Annotated in this window: 19 protein-coding genes; 5 read left to right on the top strand and 14 right to left on the bottom strand. The window is 54.2% G+C overall.

Features of this window, described 5'->3' with window-relative positions; translation table 11 throughout:
* Positions 1–29: 29 nt before the first annotated feature.
* Complete coding sequence (gene corA, locus QWV57_RS04875) at positions 30–1028, bottom strand: magnesium/cobalt transporter CorA (protein WP_033005298.1); 999 nt, start codon at positions 1026–1028, stop codon at positions 30–32.
* 189 nt (positions 1029–1217) lie between these two features.
* On the opposite strand from corA, the gene QWV57_RS04870 reads away from it, so the two are divergent.
* Together QWV57_RS04870 and QWV57_RS04865 are read left to right on the top strand one after the other, a co-directional pair.
* Entirely contained in the window at positions 1218–1445 is a 228-nt protein-coding gene (locus tag QWV57_RS04870) for an IDEAL domain-containing protein (RefSeq protein WP_015374326.1), read from the top strand.
* A 153-nt stretch (positions 1446–1598) separates the two neighbouring features.
* Positions 1599–2756: an aminotransferase A gene (locus QWV57_RS04865; RefSeq protein WP_013145914.1), complete on the top strand. Its 1158-nt coding sequence runs from the start codon at positions 1599–1601 to the stop codon at positions 2754–2756.
* Between the two features lie 237 nt (positions 2757–2993).
* Here the strand turns inward: QWV57_RS04865 and QWV57_RS04860 are convergent, their stop codons facing one another.
* The 13 genes from QWV57_RS04860 to QWV57_RS04800 form a co-directional block, all read right to left on the bottom strand.
* On the bottom strand, positions 2994–3968 hold the full coding sequence (locus QWV57_RS04860) for a quinone oxidoreductase family protein (protein WP_015374325.1): 975 nt from the start codon (positions 3966–3968) through the stop codon (positions 2994–2996).
* Positions 3965–4747 carry a 2-phosphosulfolactate phosphatase gene (locus tag QWV57_RS04855; RefSeq protein WP_301100915.1) on the bottom strand — a complete coding sequence of 261 codons (783 nt, stop codon included), beginning with the start codon at positions 4745–4747 and terminating at the stop codon, positions 3965–3967. The genes QWV57_RS04860 and QWV57_RS04855 overlap by 4 nt, the downstream gene beginning before the upstream one ends.
* Before the next feature lie 9 nt (positions 4748–4756).
* Positions 4757–5815 (bottom strand): phosphotransferase family protein, encoded by a 1059-nt coding sequence (locus tag QWV57_RS04850; protein WP_033006386.1) that lies wholly within the window; start codon positions 5813–5815, stop codon positions 4757–4759.
* A gap of 98 nt (positions 5816–5913) precedes the next feature.
* Positions 5914–6498: a TetR/AcrR family transcriptional regulator gene (locus QWV57_RS04845; protein WP_020756249.1), complete on the bottom strand. Its 585-nt coding sequence runs from the start codon at positions 6496–6498 to the stop codon at positions 5914–5916.
* Between the two features lie 93 nt (positions 6499–6591).
* The gene (locus QWV57_RS04840; RefSeq protein ID WP_020756250.1) at positions 6592–8211 is read right to left on the bottom strand and encodes a long-chain-fatty-acid--CoA ligase; all 1620 of its coding nucleotides are present in this window, start codon (positions 8209–8211) and stop codon (positions 6592–6594) included.
* Positions 8212–8232: 21 nt separating this feature from the next.
* Positions 8233–9015, bottom strand: a complete 783-nt coding sequence (locus tag QWV57_RS04835) for an SDR family oxidoreductase (protein WP_015374321.1) — start codon at positions 9013–9015, stop codon at positions 8233–8235.
* A gap of 20 nt (positions 9016–9035) precedes the next feature.
* Positions 9036–10247: an acyl-CoA dehydrogenase gene (locus tag QWV57_RS04830; RefSeq protein ID WP_015374320.1), complete on the bottom strand. Its 1212-nt coding sequence runs from the start codon at positions 10245–10247 to the stop codon at positions 9036–9038.
* Positions 10248–10384: 137 nt separating this feature from the next.
* Entirely contained in the window at positions 10385–11251 is an 867-nt protein-coding gene (locus QWV57_RS04825; protein ID WP_015374319.1) for an NAD(P)-dependent oxidoreductase, read from the bottom strand.
* 98 nt (positions 11252–11349) lie between these two features.
* The gene (locus QWV57_RS04820; RefSeq protein ID WP_060788047.1) at positions 11350–12135 is read right to left on the bottom strand and encodes an SDR family oxidoreductase; all 786 of its coding nucleotides are present in this window, start codon (positions 12133–12135) and stop codon (positions 11350–11352) included.
* Positions 12136–12236: 101 nt separating this feature from the next.
* Positions 12237–12455 (bottom strand): hypothetical protein, encoded by a 219-nt coding sequence (locus QWV57_RS04815; protein ID WP_060788048.1) that lies wholly within the window; start codon positions 12453–12455, stop codon positions 12237–12239.
* Between the two features lie 115 nt (positions 12456–12570).
* Entirely contained in the window at positions 12571–13839 is a 1269-nt protein-coding gene (gene odhB, locus QWV57_RS04810; RefSeq protein ID WP_015374316.1) for a 2-oxoglutarate dehydrogenase complex dihydrolipoyllysine-residue succinyltransferase, read from the bottom strand.
* Between the two features lie 31 nt (positions 13840–13870).
* Positions 13871–16723, bottom strand: coding sequence for a 2-oxoglutarate dehydrogenase E1 component (locus QWV57_RS04805; RefSeq protein WP_033005498.1), 2853 nt, complete (start codon positions 16721–16723; stop codon positions 13871–13873).
* Between the two features lie 602 nt (positions 16724–17325).
* The gene (locus tag QWV57_RS04800) at positions 17326–19302 is read right to left on the bottom strand and encodes a methyl-accepting chemotaxis protein (protein WP_129446846.1); all 1977 of its coding nucleotides are present in this window, start codon (positions 19300–19302) and stop codon (positions 17326–17328) included.
* A gap of 145 nt (positions 19303–19447) precedes the next feature.
* On the opposite strand from QWV57_RS04800, the gene QWV57_RS04795 reads away from it, so the two are divergent.
* From QWV57_RS04795 to yyaC, 3 genes are all read left to right on the top strand, one after another.
* Entirely contained in the window at positions 19448–19648 is a 201-nt protein-coding gene (locus QWV57_RS04795; RefSeq protein WP_014195319.1) for a YbxH family protein, read from the top strand.
* Positions 19649–19721: 73 nt separating this feature from the next.
* The gene (locus QWV57_RS04790; RefSeq protein ID WP_060788050.1) at positions 19722–20402 is read left to right on the top strand and encodes a GNAT family N-acetyltransferase; all 681 of its coding nucleotides are present in this window, start codon (positions 19722–19724) and stop codon (positions 20400–20402) included.
* A gap of 80 nt (positions 20403–20482) precedes the next feature.
* On the top strand, positions 20483–21034 hold the full coding sequence (yyaC, locus tag QWV57_RS04785; RefSeq protein WP_020754921.1) for a spore protease YyaC: 552 nt from the start codon (positions 20483–20485) through the stop codon (positions 21032–21034).
* Positions 21035–21054 lie beyond the last annotated feature (20 nt).

Genomic DNA, 21054 nt, shown 5'->3' with positions numbered 1-21054 from the left:
ATATGAGGGGAACAGCCCGTTTTATACGGCTACTGGCGGCGCTCTCGCTCCTCCTTCGCCCAGTCTCCTTTCAACAACTGAAACCAACCGTTGCGCTTAAACCAGACGAACATCGTCATGCCGATCACCGCCATGGCGGCCAATACAACAAAGTATCCGTACTTCCAGTGCAATTCAGGCATATAATCAAAGTTCATCCCATAAATGCCGGCAATAAAGGAGAGCGGCATGAAAATGGTCGTAATGGCTGTAAATGTCATCATAATATTGTTCATTCGATTCGAGTTGAGCGATAAATAGCTGTCGCGGATATCCGCGGTAATTTCTCGGTTTGTCTCAATCATTTCCGACAGCTTCAGCAAATGATCATAAATGTCATGAAAGTACAGCTGCCGTTCTTTCATGCGCTGCAGCCGGTCGGAGTGGATGATGCGGTACAACAAGTCGCGCATCGGCACGATCGTTCGGCGCAGCTTCGATAAATCACCGCGAATGTCAAACACTTTTTCAATAATGTCGTGAATCGGTTCATTGTTCGTATTCTCCTCTAAATCGTTCAGCACGTCTTCAATATGGTAAAGCGGTGGAAAATAATCATCCACAAGCTTGTCGATCAGCCGGTACATGACGTGAAACGGCCCCTGCTGAACATCTTCTTCATGCTTCAATCGCTCCCACACCTCGTCGACGGCATGAATCGGCGACTTATGAAACGAAACGATGAAGTTTTGCCCGACAAACAAATCGACTTCCTCAGCCTCCAGCGTCATCCCGGCAATGGCATGAAGCACAACAAACAAGTAGCGGTCATAAAAATCGAGCTTCGGCCGCTGCACATATTCGAGACAGTCTTCAATCGCCAGTGGGTGAAAACGGAAAAAGGAGGCGAGCAGCGCCGATTCCTCATCCGTCGGCTCATGAAAGTCAACCCAATACCATGAGACATCCGGGCTGTTGACAAGCGTTACGTCAACATCATACAAAATCTCAAATTCTTTTGTCACGACACACGTGCGAATCATCGCCATCACCTTTGCCTTGTTCTCCTCTTATCATAACCGAAAAACTGTTAAGCCCCAACAAAAAACGGGTATAAAAATCATGTAGAGAAAAAATTGACAAAAAATATTTATCTAAATTTTCTTTACATTAGCATCAAAAACGACGATAATATAAGAAAGGGAACTGTTTCGTTCCCATATGGGAGGGACTGAATCATGTACGAAAAACAATACCCGAATGAAGGCACCGTTTTGTTCAACCAGCCGGAAGAAAAAAGCAGCTACGGACCGATGGCCGAACAAGTGCTGAAAGAAGCGATCTTCCAGTTTCAAAGAAAAAAACTGATGGAACAAATTGATGAAGCGCTCGCGGCCGGTGACAAGCCGTTGTTTTTCAAGCTTTCCGCCCAATATAACGACCTGTTGAAAAAATACGGCGCGTAAAAGGAGCGAACGAAGTTGGAAAGTGAATCGTCGATGACCGAGTGAGCCCCATTTCCGTTTGTGGGAACCATCCGGACGGAAAGGGGCTCATTTTTGTTTTTTCGTTTTCCTCGCCAATGGTACAATAGAAACAAAAAAGAAAGGTGGACAACCGTGAAACACCTCATTCAACCACGTGTTCAAGCCATTCAGTTATCAGGCATCCGCCAATTTTTCAACCTTGTCGCCGACCGGCCGGGACTTGTTTCCTTGACGATCGGCCAGCCTGATTTCCCAACGCCCGATCATGTCAAAGCAGCCGCTCAGGAGGCGATCGCCGCCGATTTCACGACGTATACAGCGAACGCCGGCCTGCTGGAACTGCGCCAGGCGGCTTGCCAATTCGTCGCTGACAAGTACGGCCTTCGCTACACGCCGGACGAAGTCATCGCCACCGTCGGCGCCAGCCAAGCGCTTGATATCGCATTTCGCACGATTTTGGAGGAAGGGACGGAAGTGCTTCTTCCCGCACCCGTCTATCCTGGCTATGAACCGCTCATCCGCCTGTGCGGAGCGAAACCGGTGTACATCGACACAAGGCCAAACGGTTTCCGTCTCTCGGCTGAGCTCATTGCGCCTTATTTGACGGAAAAGACGCGCTGCCTCGTTCTTCCATACCCATCAAATCCAACCGGGACGGCGCTGTCAGCCGAAGAGCTTGAGAACATCGCTTCCCTTTTGAAAGGACGGCCAATTTGGATCGTTTCCGATGAAATTTACAGCGAGCTCGTTTACCACGGACGCCATCACTCGATCGCCGAGTGGCTGCCGGAGCAGACGATCGTCATCAACGGTTTAAGCAAATCGCACTCCATGACCGGTTGGCGCATCGGGTTTGTCTTCGCTCCAGCGTTCGCCGTTGAACAAATGGTGAAAGTGCACCAATACAGCGTCTCGTGCACGTCATCGATCAGCCAAAAAGCGGCGGTGGAGGCGCTGACCGCCGGCAAAAACGACGCCGAGGTGATGCGCGCCGCCTACGCCGAGCGGCTTGAGTATGCCTACAGTCGTCTCACCGCCATGGGGCTGCCGGTTGAGAAGCCGGATGGAGCCTTTTACTTGTTTCCGTCAATCGCCGCCTTTGGCATGTCTTCGTTTGATTTTGCCCTCGATGTCGTCGAAAACGCCGGCGTCGCCCTCGTTCCCGGCAGCGCCTTTTCTGAATACGGTGAAGGCCATGTCCGCCTGTCGTACGCTTATTCGCTCGATGTGCTCAAAGAAGGGCTTGACCGGCTCGAGCGGTATATCCAAACGAAGCGCCGCAGACCGTAACGGTTTTCAAAAATCGTATCGGTTTAGGCCGCCATGCCCCCATAAGAAAAAGGCTGCTTTTCTTTCGACTTTTGTTCACCATTGGCTTTAGGGGAATATGCAAGAAAAGGGTGTCCCAAAAGGATCGGGACACCCTCTTTCGTTTCTATATATACGCACTGACCGATTCTTCCGCACTATATTTTGTGTTTGCCCTGAAGGCAGACAGCCTTTTGGGTCAGCCCCCCTCTTCTTTACTTATGGCACAAGCAATAGCTTGCCATGCGTTTTCCGCCCCTGCAGCAGCTGATGCACTTCAGAAGCCTGCTCAAGCGGGTAGACGCCGCCGATCATCAGCTTCAGGCTTCCTTCCTGCACCCACGCGAGCAATTCCCGCAAACTTTGTTCGTACAACGCCCGCTTTTTCATGATTTGCGGCAAGAAAAAGCCGATCACCGACCAGTTTTTCGCCATCAGCCGGACTGGATTGAGACGCGTCATTTCCCCGCTCGCCGCCCCATATACGACCAGGCGGCCGAACGGAGCGAGGCAATCGAGCGTCTGATGAAAGACATCGCCGCCCGCCATTTCCAAAGCGACATCGACGCCGCGCCCACCGGTCGCCTCCATCACGGCCGCCGCCCAGCTGTCTTTTGTATAATCAATGGTGACATCAGCGCCAAGCTGTTTGGCGAGCGCTCGTTTTTCCTCCGTGCTTGCCGTGGCGATGACCATTTTGGCGCCGAACCGTTTCGCCAATTGGACGGCAATCGTCCCAACGCCGCCGGCTGCGGCATGAACGAGCACCGTCTCTCCTTCTTCCAAGCGGCCCATCGTTTTGAGAATATGGTAGGCGCTTAGCCCTTGCACCGGCAAGGCCGCCGCCTGCCGGGCATCCATTCCATCCGGAAGCGGCACGACCGCCCGTTCATCGACGGCGACAAACTCAGCGTAGCCGCCGGATTCGATCAACGCGACGACGCGTTGCCCCGGGAGGACCGTTTGCACCTCCGGACCAACTTCACGGACAACGCCCGCCACTTCCGTCCCAGGTATGAACGGAAGCGGCGTCGGCACAACATAGCGGCCTTCCCGTCGGGCTGTATCCGCATAGTTGACGCCGATCGCTTCAGCTTCAATCACGACTTGCCGCCCCGTGGGTTTCGGACGTTCGCCTTCGCAAACACGCAAGACATCCGGTCCACCGTATTCAACGAATTGGACAAATTTCATGGCGATATCCCCTCTTTCGTTACTTTTGTCGACGCCATATCGCGCAGTTCCGGGCCGAACGGCCCCAGCTCAAGTTTTGGAACGGCAGAAAGCGACCCATGCCGGTTGATGTAGTCGATTTCTTTTTCCAAGCCGTACGCCATCATCCAACGGCCGACGCGCGAGGCAGACAACACTTCTTTCGCCTTTCCTTCATCCGAATATTGCCGGTAAAAGAGCCATGCGGCCGTCGCGCTGTCGGACAGCTCCGCCGCGTTGATCCCTTGCTCGATCAAGCAGTGCACAAAGTAGCCGGCGCCATAAAAGTCTTCTAGGCAAAAACGGCCCGACGAGCCGGAACAAATCACAATGATCGTCTCTTCCTGATGTAAACGGCAAATATGCTCGCCGACCGCCGGGCTGTTCAGTAAGCTCGCCGCGTACACCGCACGGGCTGGCTGAGCTCTGCGAATCGCCACCGTGCCATTGGTCGTCGATAGCACGACTGTTTTCCCTGGACAAACCGTTTGCAAAAATAGCGGCGCCGGCGGATGAAAACCGGCGATCGTCCGCCCTTCGTATTCGCCGACGAGCTCATAGCTGCCCTCTGGCAAGCGAAGCGCGATCTCCTTGGCCTCCTCGGCATCGCGCACCGGGATCACCGAACGAGCGCCGGCAGCGAGAACTGCTGTAATCGACGAGGTGGCAAGCAAAACATCGAACACGACAGCCACCTTTCGATCAGCAAGCGCCATCTCATCAATGTCTTCTTTGCGCAGCACGACATGCACTTTTGTCATCACGCCGCCTCACCGTCCTGTCGCCAGCTGCCATGCATGCTCAATGAGCGCTTCGACAAACTGGCCAAAATGGCGAAACCGCTCATCGTTCGTCTGTCCGCGGCGGTAGCGGTAATAAATTTGCTGGCAAATGACCGCTAATTTAAAGTAGGCAAACGTTAAATAAACGTGTATATCGGACACATCACGGCCGCTTTTTTTGGCATATGCCTCAATAAACTGTTCGCGCGTATAAAAACCGGGACGGACGGTGACCGGCGCGCGGCCAAACCCACTTTTAATGAGTGGAGGATCGTCTTCCTCAATCCAATAACTCATGGCCACCGCCAAATCGGCAAGCGGATCCCCGACCGTCGACATCTCCCAATCAAACAGCCCAACCATTTTGGTGATGTCGTCTTTGGCAAACAAAGCGTTATTCAGCTTAAAATCGTAATGGATTACGGTTGCTTCGCGCTGCGGTGGGATGTGGGAAGCGAGCCACTTCATCAGCGCCTCGGCTTCCGGAATATCATCCGTCTTGGCCCGCTCATAGCGCTGGATCCATCCGTGCACTTGCCGTTCCATAAACCCATCCGGCTTTACCATCTGAACGAGGCGTGTGTTCGTATAATCAATTTGATGGATACGGACAAGCGTCTCGACCATCGTCTCAGAGATGCCACGGCAAACGTCTTCTGTCGGGATGACGCCATCGGGAAAATCACTGTCAATCACGACGCCATGCCGCCGCTCCATGACGAAAAACGGACTGCCGATCACCGATTCGTCTTCACAAAAATAGAATGGTTTCGGCGCCAACGGGAACAGCGGATGGATTTCAGAAAGCCACGTGCTCTCCCGCTTCATATCGTGCGCTTTCGGCGGCACCGGGCCAAACGGCGGCCGGCGCAGCACCGCCTCCCACTCCCCACAGCGGAGCAAATACGTCAAATTCGACCGGCCGGCGGAAAATTGCTGGATCTCGAGCTCCCCATCCGGCATGTCCGGCAGCACCGTTCGCAAAAACTTGGCCAGCTTCCCTGCCGGCAGTTCTTCCCCCTTGCGCACTGGAATAATCGCTGTCATCTCCCTCTCCCCCTTGGTCAACAATTCAAGCGAGCCATTGCCGCCGCACGAACAGCATCCATCGACACACCTCGGATCAAACTTGTTTGTCTCTCTTTTCACTCGGCTTTCGAGACAGACGGCGCGCTCATGCCATCAAGCAGGATCTCCACCATCTGCTTCGCCACCTCGGCATCGGTCAGCTCGCCGTCCGGACGAAACCATTGGTAGCTCCAATTGGCCGCCCCAAGAACGGTAAGCGTGGCGATCGATGGTGACAAATCGCAGCGCAGTTCACCGCTTTTCATTCCTTCCTCAATCAACGACTGCAGCCGATAGCGGAACAAATCGCGCTTTTCTTTTACTTTCTGTAAATGCTCTTCATTCAAATGCTTCATTTCACGAAAAAAAATACGCGCTTCCCGTCCCTGCCGTTCGACATTATGGATGAGCATGAAGACGATGTCATACAGTCGTTCCCGCACCGAGCGCTGTGTATCGCTTATAATCCGCTCCTCTTCGTCCAGCAGCCATTCAATGTAGCGAAGGTGAATATCCATCAACAGTTCTTCTTTGCTTGTAAAATAGTAATAAAACGTCCCTTTTGTCACCCCGAGGGCGTCAACGATGTCTTGGATCGATGTTTCGCTGAAGCCGTTTTGTTCAAACAGCTCAATGCTGGCAGCCATAATTTTCTCCTTCACGTTTTTACACCTCTTGCCTAAAATGTAGTCGCTGCCAGCTATTGTACCATAAAACAGCCAAGCCTGCTTCGGACTTGGCCGAAAGCCGCGCCGTTATTGCGAGCGGGATGCTTCTTCACGCAAGGCGCGGCGCAAAATTTTCCCGACGTTCGTCTTCGGCAGTTCGGCACGGAACTCGACAATGCGCGGCACTTTGTACGCCGCTAAGTTTTTTCGGCAATGGGCAAGAATGTCTTCTTCGCTTGCCTGTTGTCCGTCTTTTAACACAATGATCGCCTTCACCGTTTCACCGCGATACGGATCAGGCACGCCAACCGCCGCCGCCTCTTTCACCGCTGGATGTTCGTACAGCACTTCTTCGATTTCACGCGGATAAATGTTATAGCCGCCGGCGATGATCAGATCTTTTTTCCGGTCGACAATCGTCACATACCCTTCCTCGTCAATCGAAGCCAAATCGCCAGTGTACAGCCATCCGTCACGCAGCGCCACGGCCGTTTCTTCCGGCATGTTCCAATAGCCTTTCATCACTTGCGGTCCACGGATAATCAGCTCGCCGACTTCTCCTGGCGGCAACTCTTGCGTGCCAGTCGCCACATCGACGACTTTGTACTCAGTCAGCGGCATGCCGATGCCGACCGTGCCCGGCTTGCGAGCCGCAAACGGCGGATTGCAATGCGTCACCGGCGAGGCTTCAGACAAGCCGTATCCTTCAAGGACAACCGCTCCCGTTTTCGCCTCGAAGTCGCGCATCAATTCAAGCGGCATCGGTGCGCTGCCGCTGTTGCACGTTTTGATGCTGCTGATGCCGTACTGCTCGACACCCGGCGTATTGGTAATCGCGACATACATCGTCGGCACGCCTGGAAACACGGTTGGTTGCTTGTCGCGAATTGTCTCCAACACTTCTTTCAGCTCAAAGCGCGGCAGCAAAATGTTTTCCGCTCCTTGGTAAATGGCCAAGTTCATTCCCGACGTCATCGCGAACACGTGGAACAACGGGATGACGGTTAAATATCGCTCTTTCCCGAACTCAAATGTCCCTTTGAAAAATTCGGCGCATTGCAAGACGTTGGCGAAAATGTTGCGGTGGGTGAGCATCGCTCCTTTGGAGCGCCCCGTCGTCCCTCCCGTATATTGCAATACAGCAACGTCGTGCATCGGCTCGATCGGCACCGGGCGCACCACTCCGCTTCCTGCGGCAAGAAATTCGTCAAACGTGACATCTCCTTCAGCCAGCGCAACGGACGACGGCGCCCCAAGGCTGACGGTGACCGCCTGCTTGACGGCTGTCTCCCCTCTGACGGCGGCAAGGCGCGGATAAAGCGGTTCATAAATGACGATCGTCTCGGCGCCGGAGTCTTTGAGCAAATAGGCAAGTTCGCGCTCAACAAGCATCGGGTTCACTTGTGTGACGATCGCGCCCGCCTGCAAAATGCCATAGTAAGCGATGACATATTGCGGGCAGTTCGGCAGCATGATTGCGACGCGGTCGCCTTTTTGCACGCCGCGCGCCTGCAGGCTTGAGGTGAAACGGTTGACCGCCGCCTCAAGCTCGGCATAGGTGATCGTCTTGTCGTAAAATGTCAGCGCCGGCTGGGAGCCGAATTCCGCCGCTCGTTCATGCAGTACATCGCATACCGTTTTGTCGGGAATATCCATATAGAACGAAATGTGTTCCGGATAAAGAGACAACGCCCGTTTTTCGCCCATTTGCGTTTCCCCCTTTTTTAATTAAATGCCGGTCGCATGGCTGCCTCCGTCAACGACTAACAGCGCACCGGTGACAAACGCAGACGCCGGCGAGGCGAGAAACAGAACGGCGCCTTTTAAGTCATCCTCGCCGCCAAAGCGGCCGAGCGGCGTATGCTCGAGCACTTTTTTCCCAACGCGTTCAAGAACGACTTTTGACATTTTCGTCGGGAAAAAGCCCGGAGCCACCGCGTTGACGCGAATGCCGTGCTTCCCCCATTTGGCTGCTAGGTCCCTCGTAAACGTAATGACCGCCCCTTTGCTCGTGTTGTAGCCGATCGTATTTAAAATGTCCGGGTGCGTGCCGCCAAGGCCGGCGACGGAAGCGATGTTGATGATGGCGCCGCCCGTTTGCTTCTCAATCATCACCTTGCCGGCCGCCTGGCTCATGAGAAACGTGCCGGTTACATTGACGTTCATCACCTTTTGCCATGCTTCAAGCGGCATCTCTTCGACCGGCGCTCCCCACGTCGCTCCGCTGTTGTTCACCAAAATATCGATGCCGCCAAACTCCTTCACCGTCGTTTCGACGACATGTTGGACATCATCCGGGTTCGTCACATCACACTTTAGCGCCAATGAACGGACGCCCAGCTGTTCCAACTTTTCTTTCACTTGCTCGCACGCCTCCACTTTGCGCGAGCAGACGACAACGTTCGCCCCCGCTTCGGCGAGGCCGACGGCGATTTGCTCGCCGAGCCCGCGCCCGCCGCCGGTGACGATGGCGGTTTTTCCTTCGATTTTAAACAAGTCCAACACATGCATAAACGCCACTTCCTCTCCCTTTATTGTTCATATGGACGCAACTCAAGCTTGGCTACTTGCTCTTTATGCACCTCATCCGGCCCGTCGGCCAACCGAAGCGTGCGCGAGTTCGCCCACATGGCAGCAAGCGGAAAATCGTTGCTCACCCCGGCGGCGCCGAACGCCTGAATGGCGCGGTCGATCACTTTTAAGGCGACATTCGGAGCGACAACTTTAATCATGGCAATTTCTTTGCGCGCCGCTTTGTTGCCGACCGTATCCATCATGTACGCTGCCTTCATTGTCAACAGGCGCGCCTGCTCGATCTCAATGCGCGACTGAGCGATCCAATCGCGAATGACGCCATGGTCCGCAAGCCGCTTGCCGAACGCGACCCGCGACTGCACGCGCCGGCACATAAGCTCAAGCGCCCGCTCCGCCGCTCCAATCAAGCGCATGCAATGATGGATTCGCCCCGGTCCAAGCCGCCCTTGGGCGATGGCAAATCCTTTCCCTTCTCCCCAAATGATGTTCTCTTTCGGCACTCGCACGTTGTCATACGTAATCTCCGCATGCCCGTGCGGCGCATGGTCAAAACCGAACACCGGCAGCATCCGTTCGATTTTCACCCCCGGCGTATCAAGCGGAACGATGATCATCGACTGCTGCTCATGCTTCGGGGCATCCGGATTCGTTTTCCCCATCACAATGGCGACTTTGCAGCGCGGGTCGCCGGCGCCGGACGACCACCATTTCCGCCCGTTGATGACGTATTCGTCCCCGTCGCGGACGATGGAAGCGCGAATGTTCGTCGCATCGCTTGACGCGACGTCCGGTTCGGTCATCGAAAAGCAGGAGCGGATTTCTCCGTTCAAGAGCGGGATGAGCCATTTCCGCTTTTGTTCTTCTGTTCCATAGCGGACGAGCACTTCCATATTGCCGGTATCCGGCGCATTGCAGTTGAACACTTCCGGAGCGATGAGCGAACGGCCCATAATTTCGCAAAGCGGCGCGTATTCGACGTTCGTTAAGCCGGCTCCGTATTCGCTGTCCGGCAAAAACAAGTTCCAGAGCCCTTCTTTTTTCGCTTTTTCCTTCAGCTCTTCGATGATGGGCGGCACCCCTGACCATCTTGACTCTTGGGCGTTCAGCTGCTCCTCATACACCCTTTCGTTCGGATAAATGTACTCTTCCATGAAAGCGCTTAATTTTTTGATCAACTCTTGGACTTTCGGCGAATAGGAAAAGTCCATGTCATCCCCTCCCTGTATACTAACCGGTTAGTATGTGCCCTTTATTTCTACTATACCTCGACCAAAAGAAATATTCAATATTTTTTGATAAATATATCTCACATTCAAAAAAAGAGAGGACGAATCCGCCCCCCATGTCACTGTCTGATATAGCGTTTGTACAATGCTTGCGTGCCGCTGTTTTCCTCACCGGCTTGCGCCAGCTCCTCATACATTTGTTTGGCGAGCGCCAGCCCTGGCAGCGGCAAGTTCATCCGCTCGGCTTCCTCAAGCGCAATTTTCATATCTTTAATGAAATGCTTGATGTAAAACCCCGGAGCAAAATCGCCTGACAACATGCGCGGCGCCAAGTTGCTCAGCGACCAGCTGCCCGCCGCCCCTTTGGCGATGCTTTCCAACACTTTGAATGGATCAAGACCAGCCCGCTTCGCATACGCCATGGCCTCGCAAACGCCGATCATATTGGTGGCGATGGCAATTTGGTTGCACATTTTCGTATGCTGGCCGGCTCCAGCTCCTCCTTGCCGCACGATGTTCGTGCCAAGCCGCTCGAGAATCGGCTTGCACGCCAAAAAGACGTCTTCATCACCGCCGACCATAATCGTCAACGTTCCTTCGCGCGCACCGATGTCACCGCCGGACACCGGGGCGTCCAACGCGTGAATCCCTTTTTGCTTGGCTGCTTCATAAATGGACTTTGCAAGCGTCGGCGTTGACGTCGTCATATCGATGACATACGTTCCCGGCCGCGCATTCTCCAAAATGCCGCCTTCGCCGAAATACACTTGCTCGACATCGTGAGGATAGCCGACCATCGTGATGACGACATCCGCCTCCCGCGCCAAATCAGCGACCGTTTCCTTCCAAACCGCCCCTTCCTGAAGCAAGTCTTCCGCCTTTTCTTTTGTGCGTGTATAGACGAGAAGCGGATAGCCCGCCTTCAGCAAATGGCGCGCCATGCTTTTTCCCATGACGCCAAGGCCGATAAACCCGATCGTTTTCAACGCTGTCCTCTCCCTTCTTGTCCGTTTGGCCGCAAGCGCCCAGCGATCTGCCCACCACCTGCGCTTCGCTTAGCAGCGGAGGCTTCTTTCGAAAATCGTTAAATCGCTTTGACCATGCCGCCGTCGACGATCAACGCTTGTCCGGTGACGTACGAGTTCGCTTCGGACAATAGAAAGACGACGACGTTCGCAAATTCTTCCGGCGTCCCGTAGCGGCCGAGCGGAATGGCGCTTTTCATGCGCGCTTCCATTTCCTCTTTTGTAATGCCAAGCTTTTCGGCGTTCACCTTATCTAAAAAGGCGACGCGTTCTGTCGCAATCCGCCCGGGAGCGACGGTGTTGATCAAAATGTTGTCCCGCGCGAATTCCGTCGCCAACGTTTTCGTCAGCCCGACAATCCCGGTGCGAAACGTGTTCGACAAAATCAAGCCCGGAATCGGTTCTTTGATCGATGACGAAGCGATGTTGACAATTTTGCCGCCGTTTTTCTTTAAATATGGCAGCGCTTCACGAATCAGCCGAATGTAGCTCAATAAATTGAGCTCAAACGCATATTGCCAGTCTTCGTCGCTCACCGTTTCAAACGTTCCCGCCGGAGGGCCGCCGGCGTTGTTGACGAGCAAATCGATCGTCCCAAACGTCTCGACCGTTTTGGCGACAAGCTGGCGAATGTCGTCGGCGTTGGTGACATCTGTGCGCGTATAAGCGACGCGTCCCTTATGTAAACTGTTCAATTCTTCCGCCACTTCGTGCAACTTTTCTTCGTTTCGGCTCGTGATCATCACGTTTGCTCCTTCAAGCACAAGCGCCCGGGCGATCGCCTTGCCAAGCCCTTGGCTCGAGGCAGCGACAAGCGCCGTTTTTCCCGCCAATCCAAGTTCCATCGTCATCCCTCCAACAAAAGAATGGTGTTACGTAACCATATTCGCGCTCATTCGTCATTTTCCTTCTTTCGATCAGCGAAAAAAGTGATCCGCTGGGCGGATCACCTCTCTTCGAAAAGCGACTGAAACCGTTTCATCCCTTCCTCGACGTCAAGGCGATCAACGTGAAACGAATTCGGATTGGCAGCCTTCATCGGATCAGCATCAGTCCGCACCCCAATCGCCTCGGCGCCGTCGGCGGTCGGATCGTTAATGACGCTTTCGCGGGCGCCGTCGCGGTAAAACATGTGCGGGTGATCGTTTCGTCCACGCTCTGGCATCAAATTCCCCCCTTTTTTCCGGTAGTGTTCCGTAAGACATGGAAAATCATTCACCGATCAAGGAAAGGCGGGGAAAAAGAAAGAGCCCGCGCATCGCAGGCTCCCCTTTTCCTTTTCAGCTTTCAAGCAGCAAATCTTCCGGATTTTCGATCAAGTCTTTCACCGTTTTCAAGAACCCGACGGCCTCTTTGCCATCGATAATGCGATGGTCGTACGACAAAGCAACGTACATCATCGGCCGGTTTTCGATCCGCTCTTCGTCGATGGCGACCGGGCGCAGTTTGATCGAATGCATCCCTAAAATGCCGACTTGCGGGCCGTTGAGAAGCGGAGTCGACAGAAGCGAGCCGAAGACGCCGCCGTTTGTGATCGTAAACGTGCCGCCTTGCAAATCGGCAAGCGACAACTTATTGCTGCGTGCTTTCGCCGCCAATTCGGCAATGTCGCGCTCAATTTCGGCGAAGTTTTTCCGGTCGCAGTCGCGCACAACCGGAACGACAAGCCCTTCATCCGTCGATACGGCAACGCCGATATCGTAATATTTTTTCAGCAAAATCTCATCGCCTTGGATCTCCGCGTTGACGTACGGATATTTTTTCAGCGCCGCGACAGCCGCTTTGACGAAAAACGACATAAAGCCAAGGCGGACGTCATGCTCTTCGAAAAATTTATCTTTTTTCCGCTTGCGCAAATCGATGACCGCCGACATGTCAATTTCGTTAAATGTCGTCAACATCGCGGTCGTTTGCGTCACTTCCAACAGCCGTTTGGCGATCGTTTGCCGACGGCGCGACATTTTTTCGCGGATGACCGGCTTGCCGGCCTCAGCGGTTGGAACGGCGGCCGGCGTCGACGTCGGCGCGGCTTGCGGCGCCGGCTGCGGAGCGGCGGCCGGCTGGGCGGCAAACGAGGCGACGTCTTGTTTGCGCACGCGTCCAAGCGGATCAACGGTCGGCACTTGCGTCAAGTCGATCCCTTTTTCACGCGCCATTTTCCGAGCAGCCGGCGAAGCAATCGGTCGTTGGCCTGGCGCTTGGGCAACCGCAACCGGCTGCGGCGCTGGCTGCTCAGCACGGTCGACCGGCACAGCCGGTTTTGGTTCCTCGGCCAGCTGCGGCGCCTTCTCTGGTGCAGGCGGTGCCGACGCCGCTCCTTCTCCGATAATGGCGATCGCTTGACCGACCGCAACCGTATCGCCTTCATTGGCAAGCAGCTGTTGCAAAACGCCCGACTCTTCCGCCATAATTTCCACGTTCACTTTATCCGTTTCCAGCTCGCAAATCGATTCTCCTTTTTCCACGTAGTCGCCCGGTTTTTTCAGCCATTGGGCGATCGTTCCCTCCGTGATGGATTCTGCTAACTCTGGGACTTTGATCTCAGCCACGTTGATGCCCTCCTCAAATGTTCCGTAGTCATCATTCATGCTTCGTCAATGCACAGCGGATGATGCGCTCCTGCTCTTTTCGGTGGACGACCGGATCGCCTTCCGCCGGGCTCGCCCGCCGGCGCCGCCCGATATAGCTGACATCGACACCTTCTGGGGCAACGGCACGCAGGTGCGGCTCCATATACGTCCACGCGCCCATGTTTTTCGGTTCTTCCTGCACCCAGACGAGCTCTTTGACGTTCGGATAGCGGGCGATGATGTCTCTCACTGCTTCTTCCGGGAATGGGTACAGCTCTTCAATGCGCACGACGTGTAGCCAATCGAGCCCTTCGGTTTTGCCGATCTGTTCGGCTAAATCGATCATCAATTTGCCGGTGCCAAACACGATGCGTTCCACTTTGCCAGCGTCAGCGCCCAATCCCGGCTGTTCCAGCACCGGCGAGAACGCACCGTCAACGAACGCTTCCGCATCCGATTCCGCCAGCGGATGGCGGAGCAAACTTTTCGGCGTCATAATGATGAGCGGGCGAACTTCTTCCCTTGTCAACAGCGCCGCCTGCCGCCGCAAAATATGGAAATATTGCGCGGCCGTCGATAAGTTGGCGACCGTCCAGTTGTTTTCCGCCGCCAGCTGCAAAAAGCGCTCGACGCGGCCGCTTGAATGTTCCGGGCCCTGCCCTTCGTAGCCGTGCGGCAAGAGCATGACAAGCCCAGATTTTTGCCCCCATTTCGCCCGGCCGGATGAAATGAATTGATCAAACATCACTTGCGCCATGTTGGCGAAGTCGCCAAATTGCGCTTCCCAAAGCACGAGCGTCTCCGGCGCGTAAACGTTGTAGCCGTATTCATAGCCGAGCACAGCAGCTTCCGTCAGCGGGCTGTTGTACACGACAAACGACGCTTTGGCGCCGCTGATGTGGTGAAGCGGCACATACTCTTTGCCGGTTTTCACGTCATGCAGCACTAAATGGCGCTGTGCGAACGTGCCGCGCTGCGAATCTTGACCAGTCAGACGGATCGGCACCCCGTCTTGCAAAATCGTGGCGAACGCCAAAATTTCCGCGTGCGCCCAATCGACTTTGCCGTTTTGCGCAAACACGCCGCTTCGCCGTTTTAAAATGCGCTCAAGCTTGTTAAAGACGTTGAATCCGTCCGGAAACTGCAACAATTCTTCGTTCACACGATGGAGCACGTCTTTCGCCACGCTTGTTTTCACTTCCGGTAGCCGATCGACGACCGGTTTGGGCGGATCCATGATGAAATCAAGCTCGTCTTCGTTTTTCGGCACCCGCTCGTAGGCGATTTTCAGCCGTTCCGCCACCTCTTGCTCCATTTCGTCGACTTCCCGCTCGGTGATGATCCCTTTTTCCATCAATTTTTGCGCATACAGCTTGCGCACAGTCGGATGTTGGTTGATGATCGCGTACATCGTCGGGTTCGTCGCCATCGGCTCATCCATTTCATTATGACCGAAGCGGCGGTAACCGATTAGGTCAATGACAAAGTCTTTTTTAAACCGCTGGCGGTAGGCAAACGCCAAGCATGCGGCCGCCAAACAAGCCTCCGGGTCGTCGGCATTGACGTGCACAATCGGCACCTCAAACCCTTTCGCCATATCGGAAGCATACGTCGTCGAGCGTGAATCGTAACTCTCCGTCGTAAAGCCGATCATGTTATTGGCGATGATATGGATCGTCCCGCCGGTCGTATAGCCGCGCAGCTGGCTTAAGTTGAGCGTTTCCGCGACGATCCCTTGTCCCGGGAACGCGGCATCGCCGTGAATCAAGATGGCAAACGACGCATCCATATTTTGCACCGGCACTCCTGGTTTTGTCCGATCTTCTTGCGCGGCGCGCGTGTAGCCAAGCACAACCGGATTGACCACTTCGAGATGGCTTGGGTTGTTAGCGAGCGTAATCCGCATCGTATGCGCGCTTTTATTGCGAAGGCGGCGCGCCGCTCCTAAGTGGTATTTGACATCGCCCGTCCACCCGTACGTGATCGCCACTGACCCTTCAGACGGAATGAAATTTTTGCTTTCCGCATGCTGAAACTCGGCGAAAATCATTTCGTACGGCTTGCCGAGCACGTGAGCCAGCACGTTCAACCGGCCGCGGTGCGCCATGCCGATGTTGACGGCGTCGATTTCATGTTCGATCGCCTGCCTGACAAGCTCATCCAAAAGCGGCACCATGGCGTCAAGCCCCTCAATCGAAAACCGCTTTTGCCCGACGTACGTCCGATGGATGAATTTTTCAAACCCTTCGACTTCCGTCAAGCGGCGCAACAAGGCGACCCGCTCTTTGTTCGCCAGGCTCGGATAGTACGCTCCGGACTCAATTTGCTGGATGAGCCAGTTCCTTTCTTCTAGATTATGTACTTGCGAGAATTCAAACGCGATTTTATCGGTATAAACTTTGCGCAAGTGCAAGATGGCATCCCAGCCGTTTTGAACATGGGCCGGAGCATGCGGGCAAAGGAACGCAACTGGAATGCGCTTTAAGTCCTCTTCCGTCAAATCGTACTCGTCAAGCTCGAGACGGCGCAGCTTTTTCTCTTCTTTGACGAGCGGATTCGTGTCGGCAGCCAGATGGCCATAATGGCGAATGCTGTCCGCCAGCTTGACAGCGGCGACAAGCTTGCTGAAGGCGTTCGGCGTTTCCGGCAGCCGGAACGTTTGATGCGTTTTGGCTGTTTCGTCATCCGCAGGAGAAACCGGTTCTTCCAAGACCGGCGCCCCCCACTGTTCGAATAATCGTTTCAGTTCCGGGTCGACACTGTCCGGGTCATCGAGATACTGTTCATACATGTCGATGACATAGCCGAGGTTCGGCCCGTAAAACTGGCTCCACGGTTGAGCGTAGTTCGTCTGTTTTGCCATCGTGAAAAAACCTCCACCTTGTTTTCGCATCGTTTGGGCTGGCAACAGCTATGCATAAAAGTCCTCATTGCGCTGCCAGCATCCCCAAACGTACAGCAAAATAACGGTATAAACGTTTTCACTATTTATTTTAGCACTATCGCTCACTAAAATCGACGAAGAAGCTGAAAAAATTTCACTTATTATCATTGTATGAATAGAAAAAAGATCGTGACTGCACGGCGGCGGGACATTCATGATTTTAAGCAAACGCCGACCGACATTCATCTCCCGCTTATTTTTGGACTGCACCCTGTACAAAGCGAAAGTGAAAGTCTCCTATTCGAAAATGATTGAACGCTCTCTTGCCTGCGCAAACGTTTAGCGGTGGGAGATTCTTTGGAACAACCGCTCCACGACAGGCTTGCCAGCCAAGCCATCCTCGTGTGTCCCACGGTTCCGTTGTCTTACGAAGACAGCAAGCGAAATCCTTCTTTATTTTGGGCGGCGTTAGGGAACATCCTTGATGCTTCATCCCCCACTTACGCACGCGGAAATGGGAGCCTTCTCGGCTGGAGATGATAAAAAAGGCGCCCCGTTGCCGCTAGGACGCCTTCCATTTTTTATGAAATCTTAAACTTCTCAACCAGTTGTTTCAACTGCCGGCTCATTTCGCTTAACGCCTCCGCCGATTCGGTCACCGTCGAAAGCGCCTGCAACTGATCATCAGCCGAAGCAGCCACTTCTTCCGCCGCTGCCGCTGCTTGTTGGGCGATGGCGGCGATGTTTTGCATCGCCCCGACGACATCGTCTTTGCTCGCGTTCATCCGCTTTGCTTCCTCCATAATCCCAGCGAGCGCTGTTGCCACTTGCTCCATCATGCCAGTGATTTTGACAAATGAATCGCCGGTCGTGTGCACCGCTTCCCGCTGTTCGTCGTACGCCTGCTTGGAGCGGCGGACCGCCTCCATCACCAGCCCGGCTTGCTGCTGGATGGCGGCGATCGTCGCGCGGATCATCTCCGTCGCTTTCGCCGATTGTTCCGCCAGCTTCCGCACTTCGTCCGCGACAACGGCGAACCCTTTGCCGTGCTCGCCGGCGCGCGCCGCCTCAATGCTGGCGTTTAACGCGAGCAAGTTCGTCTGCCCGGAAATGGCGGTAATCGTTTGAATGACATCGTCAATTTCTTTCATTTTTTTCACAAGGTCGTTAATGACGTTTTCTACTGACTCCAGCTCATGTTTCGCTTCCTCCGATTTTTTCTGCAAAATGTTTAAATGCTCCAAGCCGTCGTAGCTCGCGGTTTTCGTTTCATCGGACAGCGACTCCATGCCAGCCGTCGCATTCGTGACCGCTTCGATTTGCTGCGACAGCGCCGTCGTCCGCTCATTGATCGTATCAAGGCTTCCTGCTTGATCGGTCGTTCCTTTGGCGATTTCGCCGATCGCTTTCGCCACTTGTTCGCTTGTGGCCATCGTTTCTTCGGAGACAGCGCTCAAATGGTCGGCCGAAACGGCCAATTCATTGACCGAGCGGTTCACCTCGCTAATCAGCATCCGCATATGGTCGATCATGTCATTGAAGTGGCGGGCGAGGCGGCCAATCTCATCTTTGGCAGTGATGCGCGCGTGCACCGTCAAGTCGCCGCCCGCCGCCTTTTCGACTTGCTCTTGCAGCGCCACAATCGGCCTTGTGATCGAGCGCGCCAAGAAATAAACGACGACCAAAGCGATGATGAACGCAATCACCGTAATGACAAGCATCGTCATCCCAAGTGAGCGGCTCATCGCGGATAAATCGCTTTCTCTATAGACAGCGCCGACTTTCCAGCCGAGCTCTGGAATCGTAGTGAAGTAAATCACCTGCCGTTCGCCGTCTTGCTCGTATTCGTGCATTCCTTTTTCATGCTCGAGCATATAGCGGACCGTCGCGTTTTTCGCCATGTTTTTCCCCTTATATTGAGGGTGGACGACCGCCGTCCCTTTCGCGTCAAACAGCACCGGATAGCCGTGATAGCCGACGTCGCTCGCATTGACGATTCTTGTCACCGCATCGAGCGTCATATCGATGCCGATGACCGCAGCAATGCGGCCGTTTTCGCTCACCGCTTTGGCCAACGTCACAACGTGCTTGCCGGTAATCGCATCGACGTACGGTTCGGTCCACACCACTTCATCCGGCCGCTTCATCGCCGCTTTATACCACGGGCGGCTCGTCGGATCATATCCGTCCGGGAGCTCTGTCATCGGCGATATATACATTTTCTTCTGCTCCGTGCCAATATAGATGAATTGCACATTCTCATGCAGGCGCAAAAACGTGCGGAACTGTTTCTCAAGCTGCAGCCACATTTTTTCATCTTGAACCATTTGCAAAGCCAACGGCGATTCACTGAATTGCACTAAGCTATTCTCCTCACTTTGAAAACTGTCGCGAATATCGCCGAGCAGTCCGTCAAGCGCCGTCTGCGCCCGCTGTTTCACGTCAGCATCCACCATCTTCCGCATTTGCACAACCCCAACGAGTTGTGTTGCTGCCAATGAAATCACTAACAATAAAGCCATCAAGACGATCAATTTGCTGCGCAATGTCCGGAACACTCTCTATTTCTCCCCTCTGTTTCCTCTTTTTGTCGAACCACGTCCATTATAAAAGGACAATCGTCCTGCGTCTATAGGATGAGCTTCTTATTCATACATAGAGAGCCGCGCCTGTGGGACATTAAACGTAGGCAGGTGAACCACAATGGGCGCGATTGAACATGAGGGCTATATATTTGAGATCGAATACAGCGTCTTGCTGCAAAAAGGGGCGCTGCACGTTTATCGCGACGGTGAATTGATTGAGGAAATTGAGTTTGCATTTTGCGGCGAAAAGCCCGATGAACAGCAAATCGAAGCGCTTGTGAGCGAGTATGTCGAGCAAAAAACCTCCGGCCGCTGTTAGTTGTCGGAGGCTTTTCTTGCCATTTTTTCGCGTTTTCTGTTATGATGAAGGTAAAAAAGCAAGGGGGATCGGCATGTACGATAAACGTTTATACGTCTTTGACGGCAACACCCCGCGCGAAGCGGTCATCCGCAACTATACGACAGACGACTTTGCTGATCTCATCCGCGTGCAGCAAGAAAGTTTTCCGCCCCCGTTTCCATCGGAGTTGTGGTGGAACGAGGAACAATTAACCAACCATGTCACCTTGTTTCCCGAAGGAGCGCTTTGCGTCGAAGTCGAAGGGCGCATCGTCGGATCGATGACCGGCTTGATCGTTGATTTTGATCCAGCCCATGCCGATCATACATGGGAAGAGATCACCGACGGCGGCTACATCCGCAACCACCGCCCGGATGGCAACACGCTGTATGTCGTCGACATTTGCGTCTCGCCGCCATACCGGAAGCTCGGCCTCGGCAAGTGGCTCATGCAGTCGATGTATGAAGTCGTCGTCCATCTCGGCCTTGACCGGCTGCTCGGCGGCGGGCGGATGCCTGGCTACCATCGACATGCGGCTGAACTATCGCCGGAAGCCTACATCGACAAAGTCGTTGCTGGCGAGCTGAACGATCCGGTCATTACATTTTTGCTCCGTTGCGGGCGAACGCCGCTTGCGATTGTCCGTAATTATTTAGAAGACGAAGAATCGCTCAACCATGCCGTGTTAATGGAATGGCGCAATCCGTTCAAGCAAAAACAAGGACACAATTGACAGAAACGAAAAAAAGGAATCACCCGCATCGGCCGCGAACTAAGAAAAGGAGAACGACCGACGGAAAGGAATCGCGGCCGATGAAATCGATTTTGTATAGTGATCCGCTTGCTCCTTTGCTTATTCGCAATGAATTGTTTTCCCTGCTGCCAGCGCACATTTCCCGTTTGACCGTCGTTTGCATCGGCAGCAACCGCATCAACGGCGACAGCTTAGGGCCGTTCGTCGGCACGCTGCTGGAAAACGCTTATCCGGATCATTTGACCGTCATCGGTACACTTAGGAAGCCTGTCGATGCAACGAACATCCATCGTGTTTCCGAGCGGCTGCAACACGAGCGCGGAGCGTATGTGGTGGCAATCGACAGCATTGTCGGGCCGCAGCCGTTTGTCCATACGATCGCCATCCGCCCTGGCGCCCTTTCCCCTGGCACGGCGCTCGGCAAATCGCTGCCACCGGTCGGAGACATCAGCGTCATGGGAGTCATGATGGAGGACACGGCCGATGTAAGCGCGCTTCCGTATACGAATTTGCACATAGTTTACCAAATGGCGAAAGTTATCGCTATCGGCCTTTCGCTTACGGTCCGGCAGCGGTATGGCTATGAATCGTCGACGCCGCTGTTGGCATAACGCAAAACGAAAAAAGCGCG

Origin of the sequence: Geobacillus zalihae (assembly GCF_030414215.1) — a bacterium.
In the GTDB taxonomy this organism is placed as follows: domain Bacteria; phylum Bacillota; class Bacilli; order Bacillales; family Anoxybacillaceae; genus Geobacillus; species Geobacillus zalihae.
This window is presented reverse-complemented; position numbering and strand designations above follow the sequence as displayed.

Excerpts from the sequence above, each read along its gene's own strand:
- corA (WP_033005298.1), bottom strand. The coding sequence starts at position 1,028 with ATGGCGATGATTCGCACGTGTGTCGTGACAAAAGAATTTGAGATTTTG.
- QWV57_RS04870 (WP_015374326.1), top strand. The coding sequence starts at position 1,218 with ATGTACGAAAAACAATACCCGAATGAAGGCACCGTTTTGTTCAACCAG.
- QWV57_RS04860 (WP_015374325.1), bottom strand. The coding sequence starts at position 3,968 with ATGAAATTTGTCCAATTCGTTGAATACGGTGGACCGGATGTCTTGCGT.
- QWV57_RS04855 (WP_301100915.1), bottom strand. The coding sequence starts at position 4,747 with ATGACAAAAGTGCATGTCGTGCTGCGCAAAGAAGACATTGATGAGATG.
- QWV57_RS04850 (WP_033006386.1), bottom strand. The coding sequence starts at position 5,815 with ATGACAGCGATTATTCCAGTGCGCAAGGGGGAAGAACTGCCGGCAGGG.
- QWV57_RS04840 (WP_020756250.1), bottom strand. The coding sequence starts at position 8,211 with ATGGGCGAAAAACGGGCGTTGTCTCTTTATCCGGAACACATTTCGTTC.
- QWV57_RS04835 (WP_015374321.1), bottom strand. The coding sequence starts at position 9,015 with ATGCATGTGTTGGACTTGTTTAAAATCGAAGGAAAAACCGCCATCGTC.
- QWV57_RS04830 (WP_015374320.1), bottom strand. The coding sequence starts at position 10,247 with ATGGACTTTTCCTATTCGCCGAAAGTCCAAGAGTTGATCAAAAAATTA.
- QWV57_RS04820 (WP_060788047.1), bottom strand. The coding sequence starts at position 12,135 with ATGGAACTTGGATTGGCGGGAAAAACGGCGCTTGTCGCTGCCTCGAGC.
- QWV57_RS04815 (WP_060788048.1), bottom strand. The coding sequence starts at position 12,455 with ATGCCAGAGCGTGGACGAAACGATCACCCGCACATGTTTTACCGCGAC.
- QWV57_RS04805 (WP_033005498.1), bottom strand. The coding sequence starts at position 16,723 with ATGGCAAAACAGACGAACTACGCTCAACCGTGGAGCCAGTTTTACGGG.
- QWV57_RS04795 (WP_014195319.1), top strand. The coding sequence starts at position 19,448 with ATGGGCGCGATTGAACATGAGGGCTATATATTTGAGATCGAATACAGC.
- QWV57_RS04790 (WP_060788050.1), top strand. The coding sequence starts at position 19,722 with ATGTACGATAAACGTTTATACGTCTTTGACGGCAACACCCCGCGCGAA.
- yyaC (WP_020754921.1), top strand. The coding sequence starts at position 20,483 with ATGAAATCGATTTTGTATAGTGATCCGCTTGCTCCTTTGCTTATTCGC.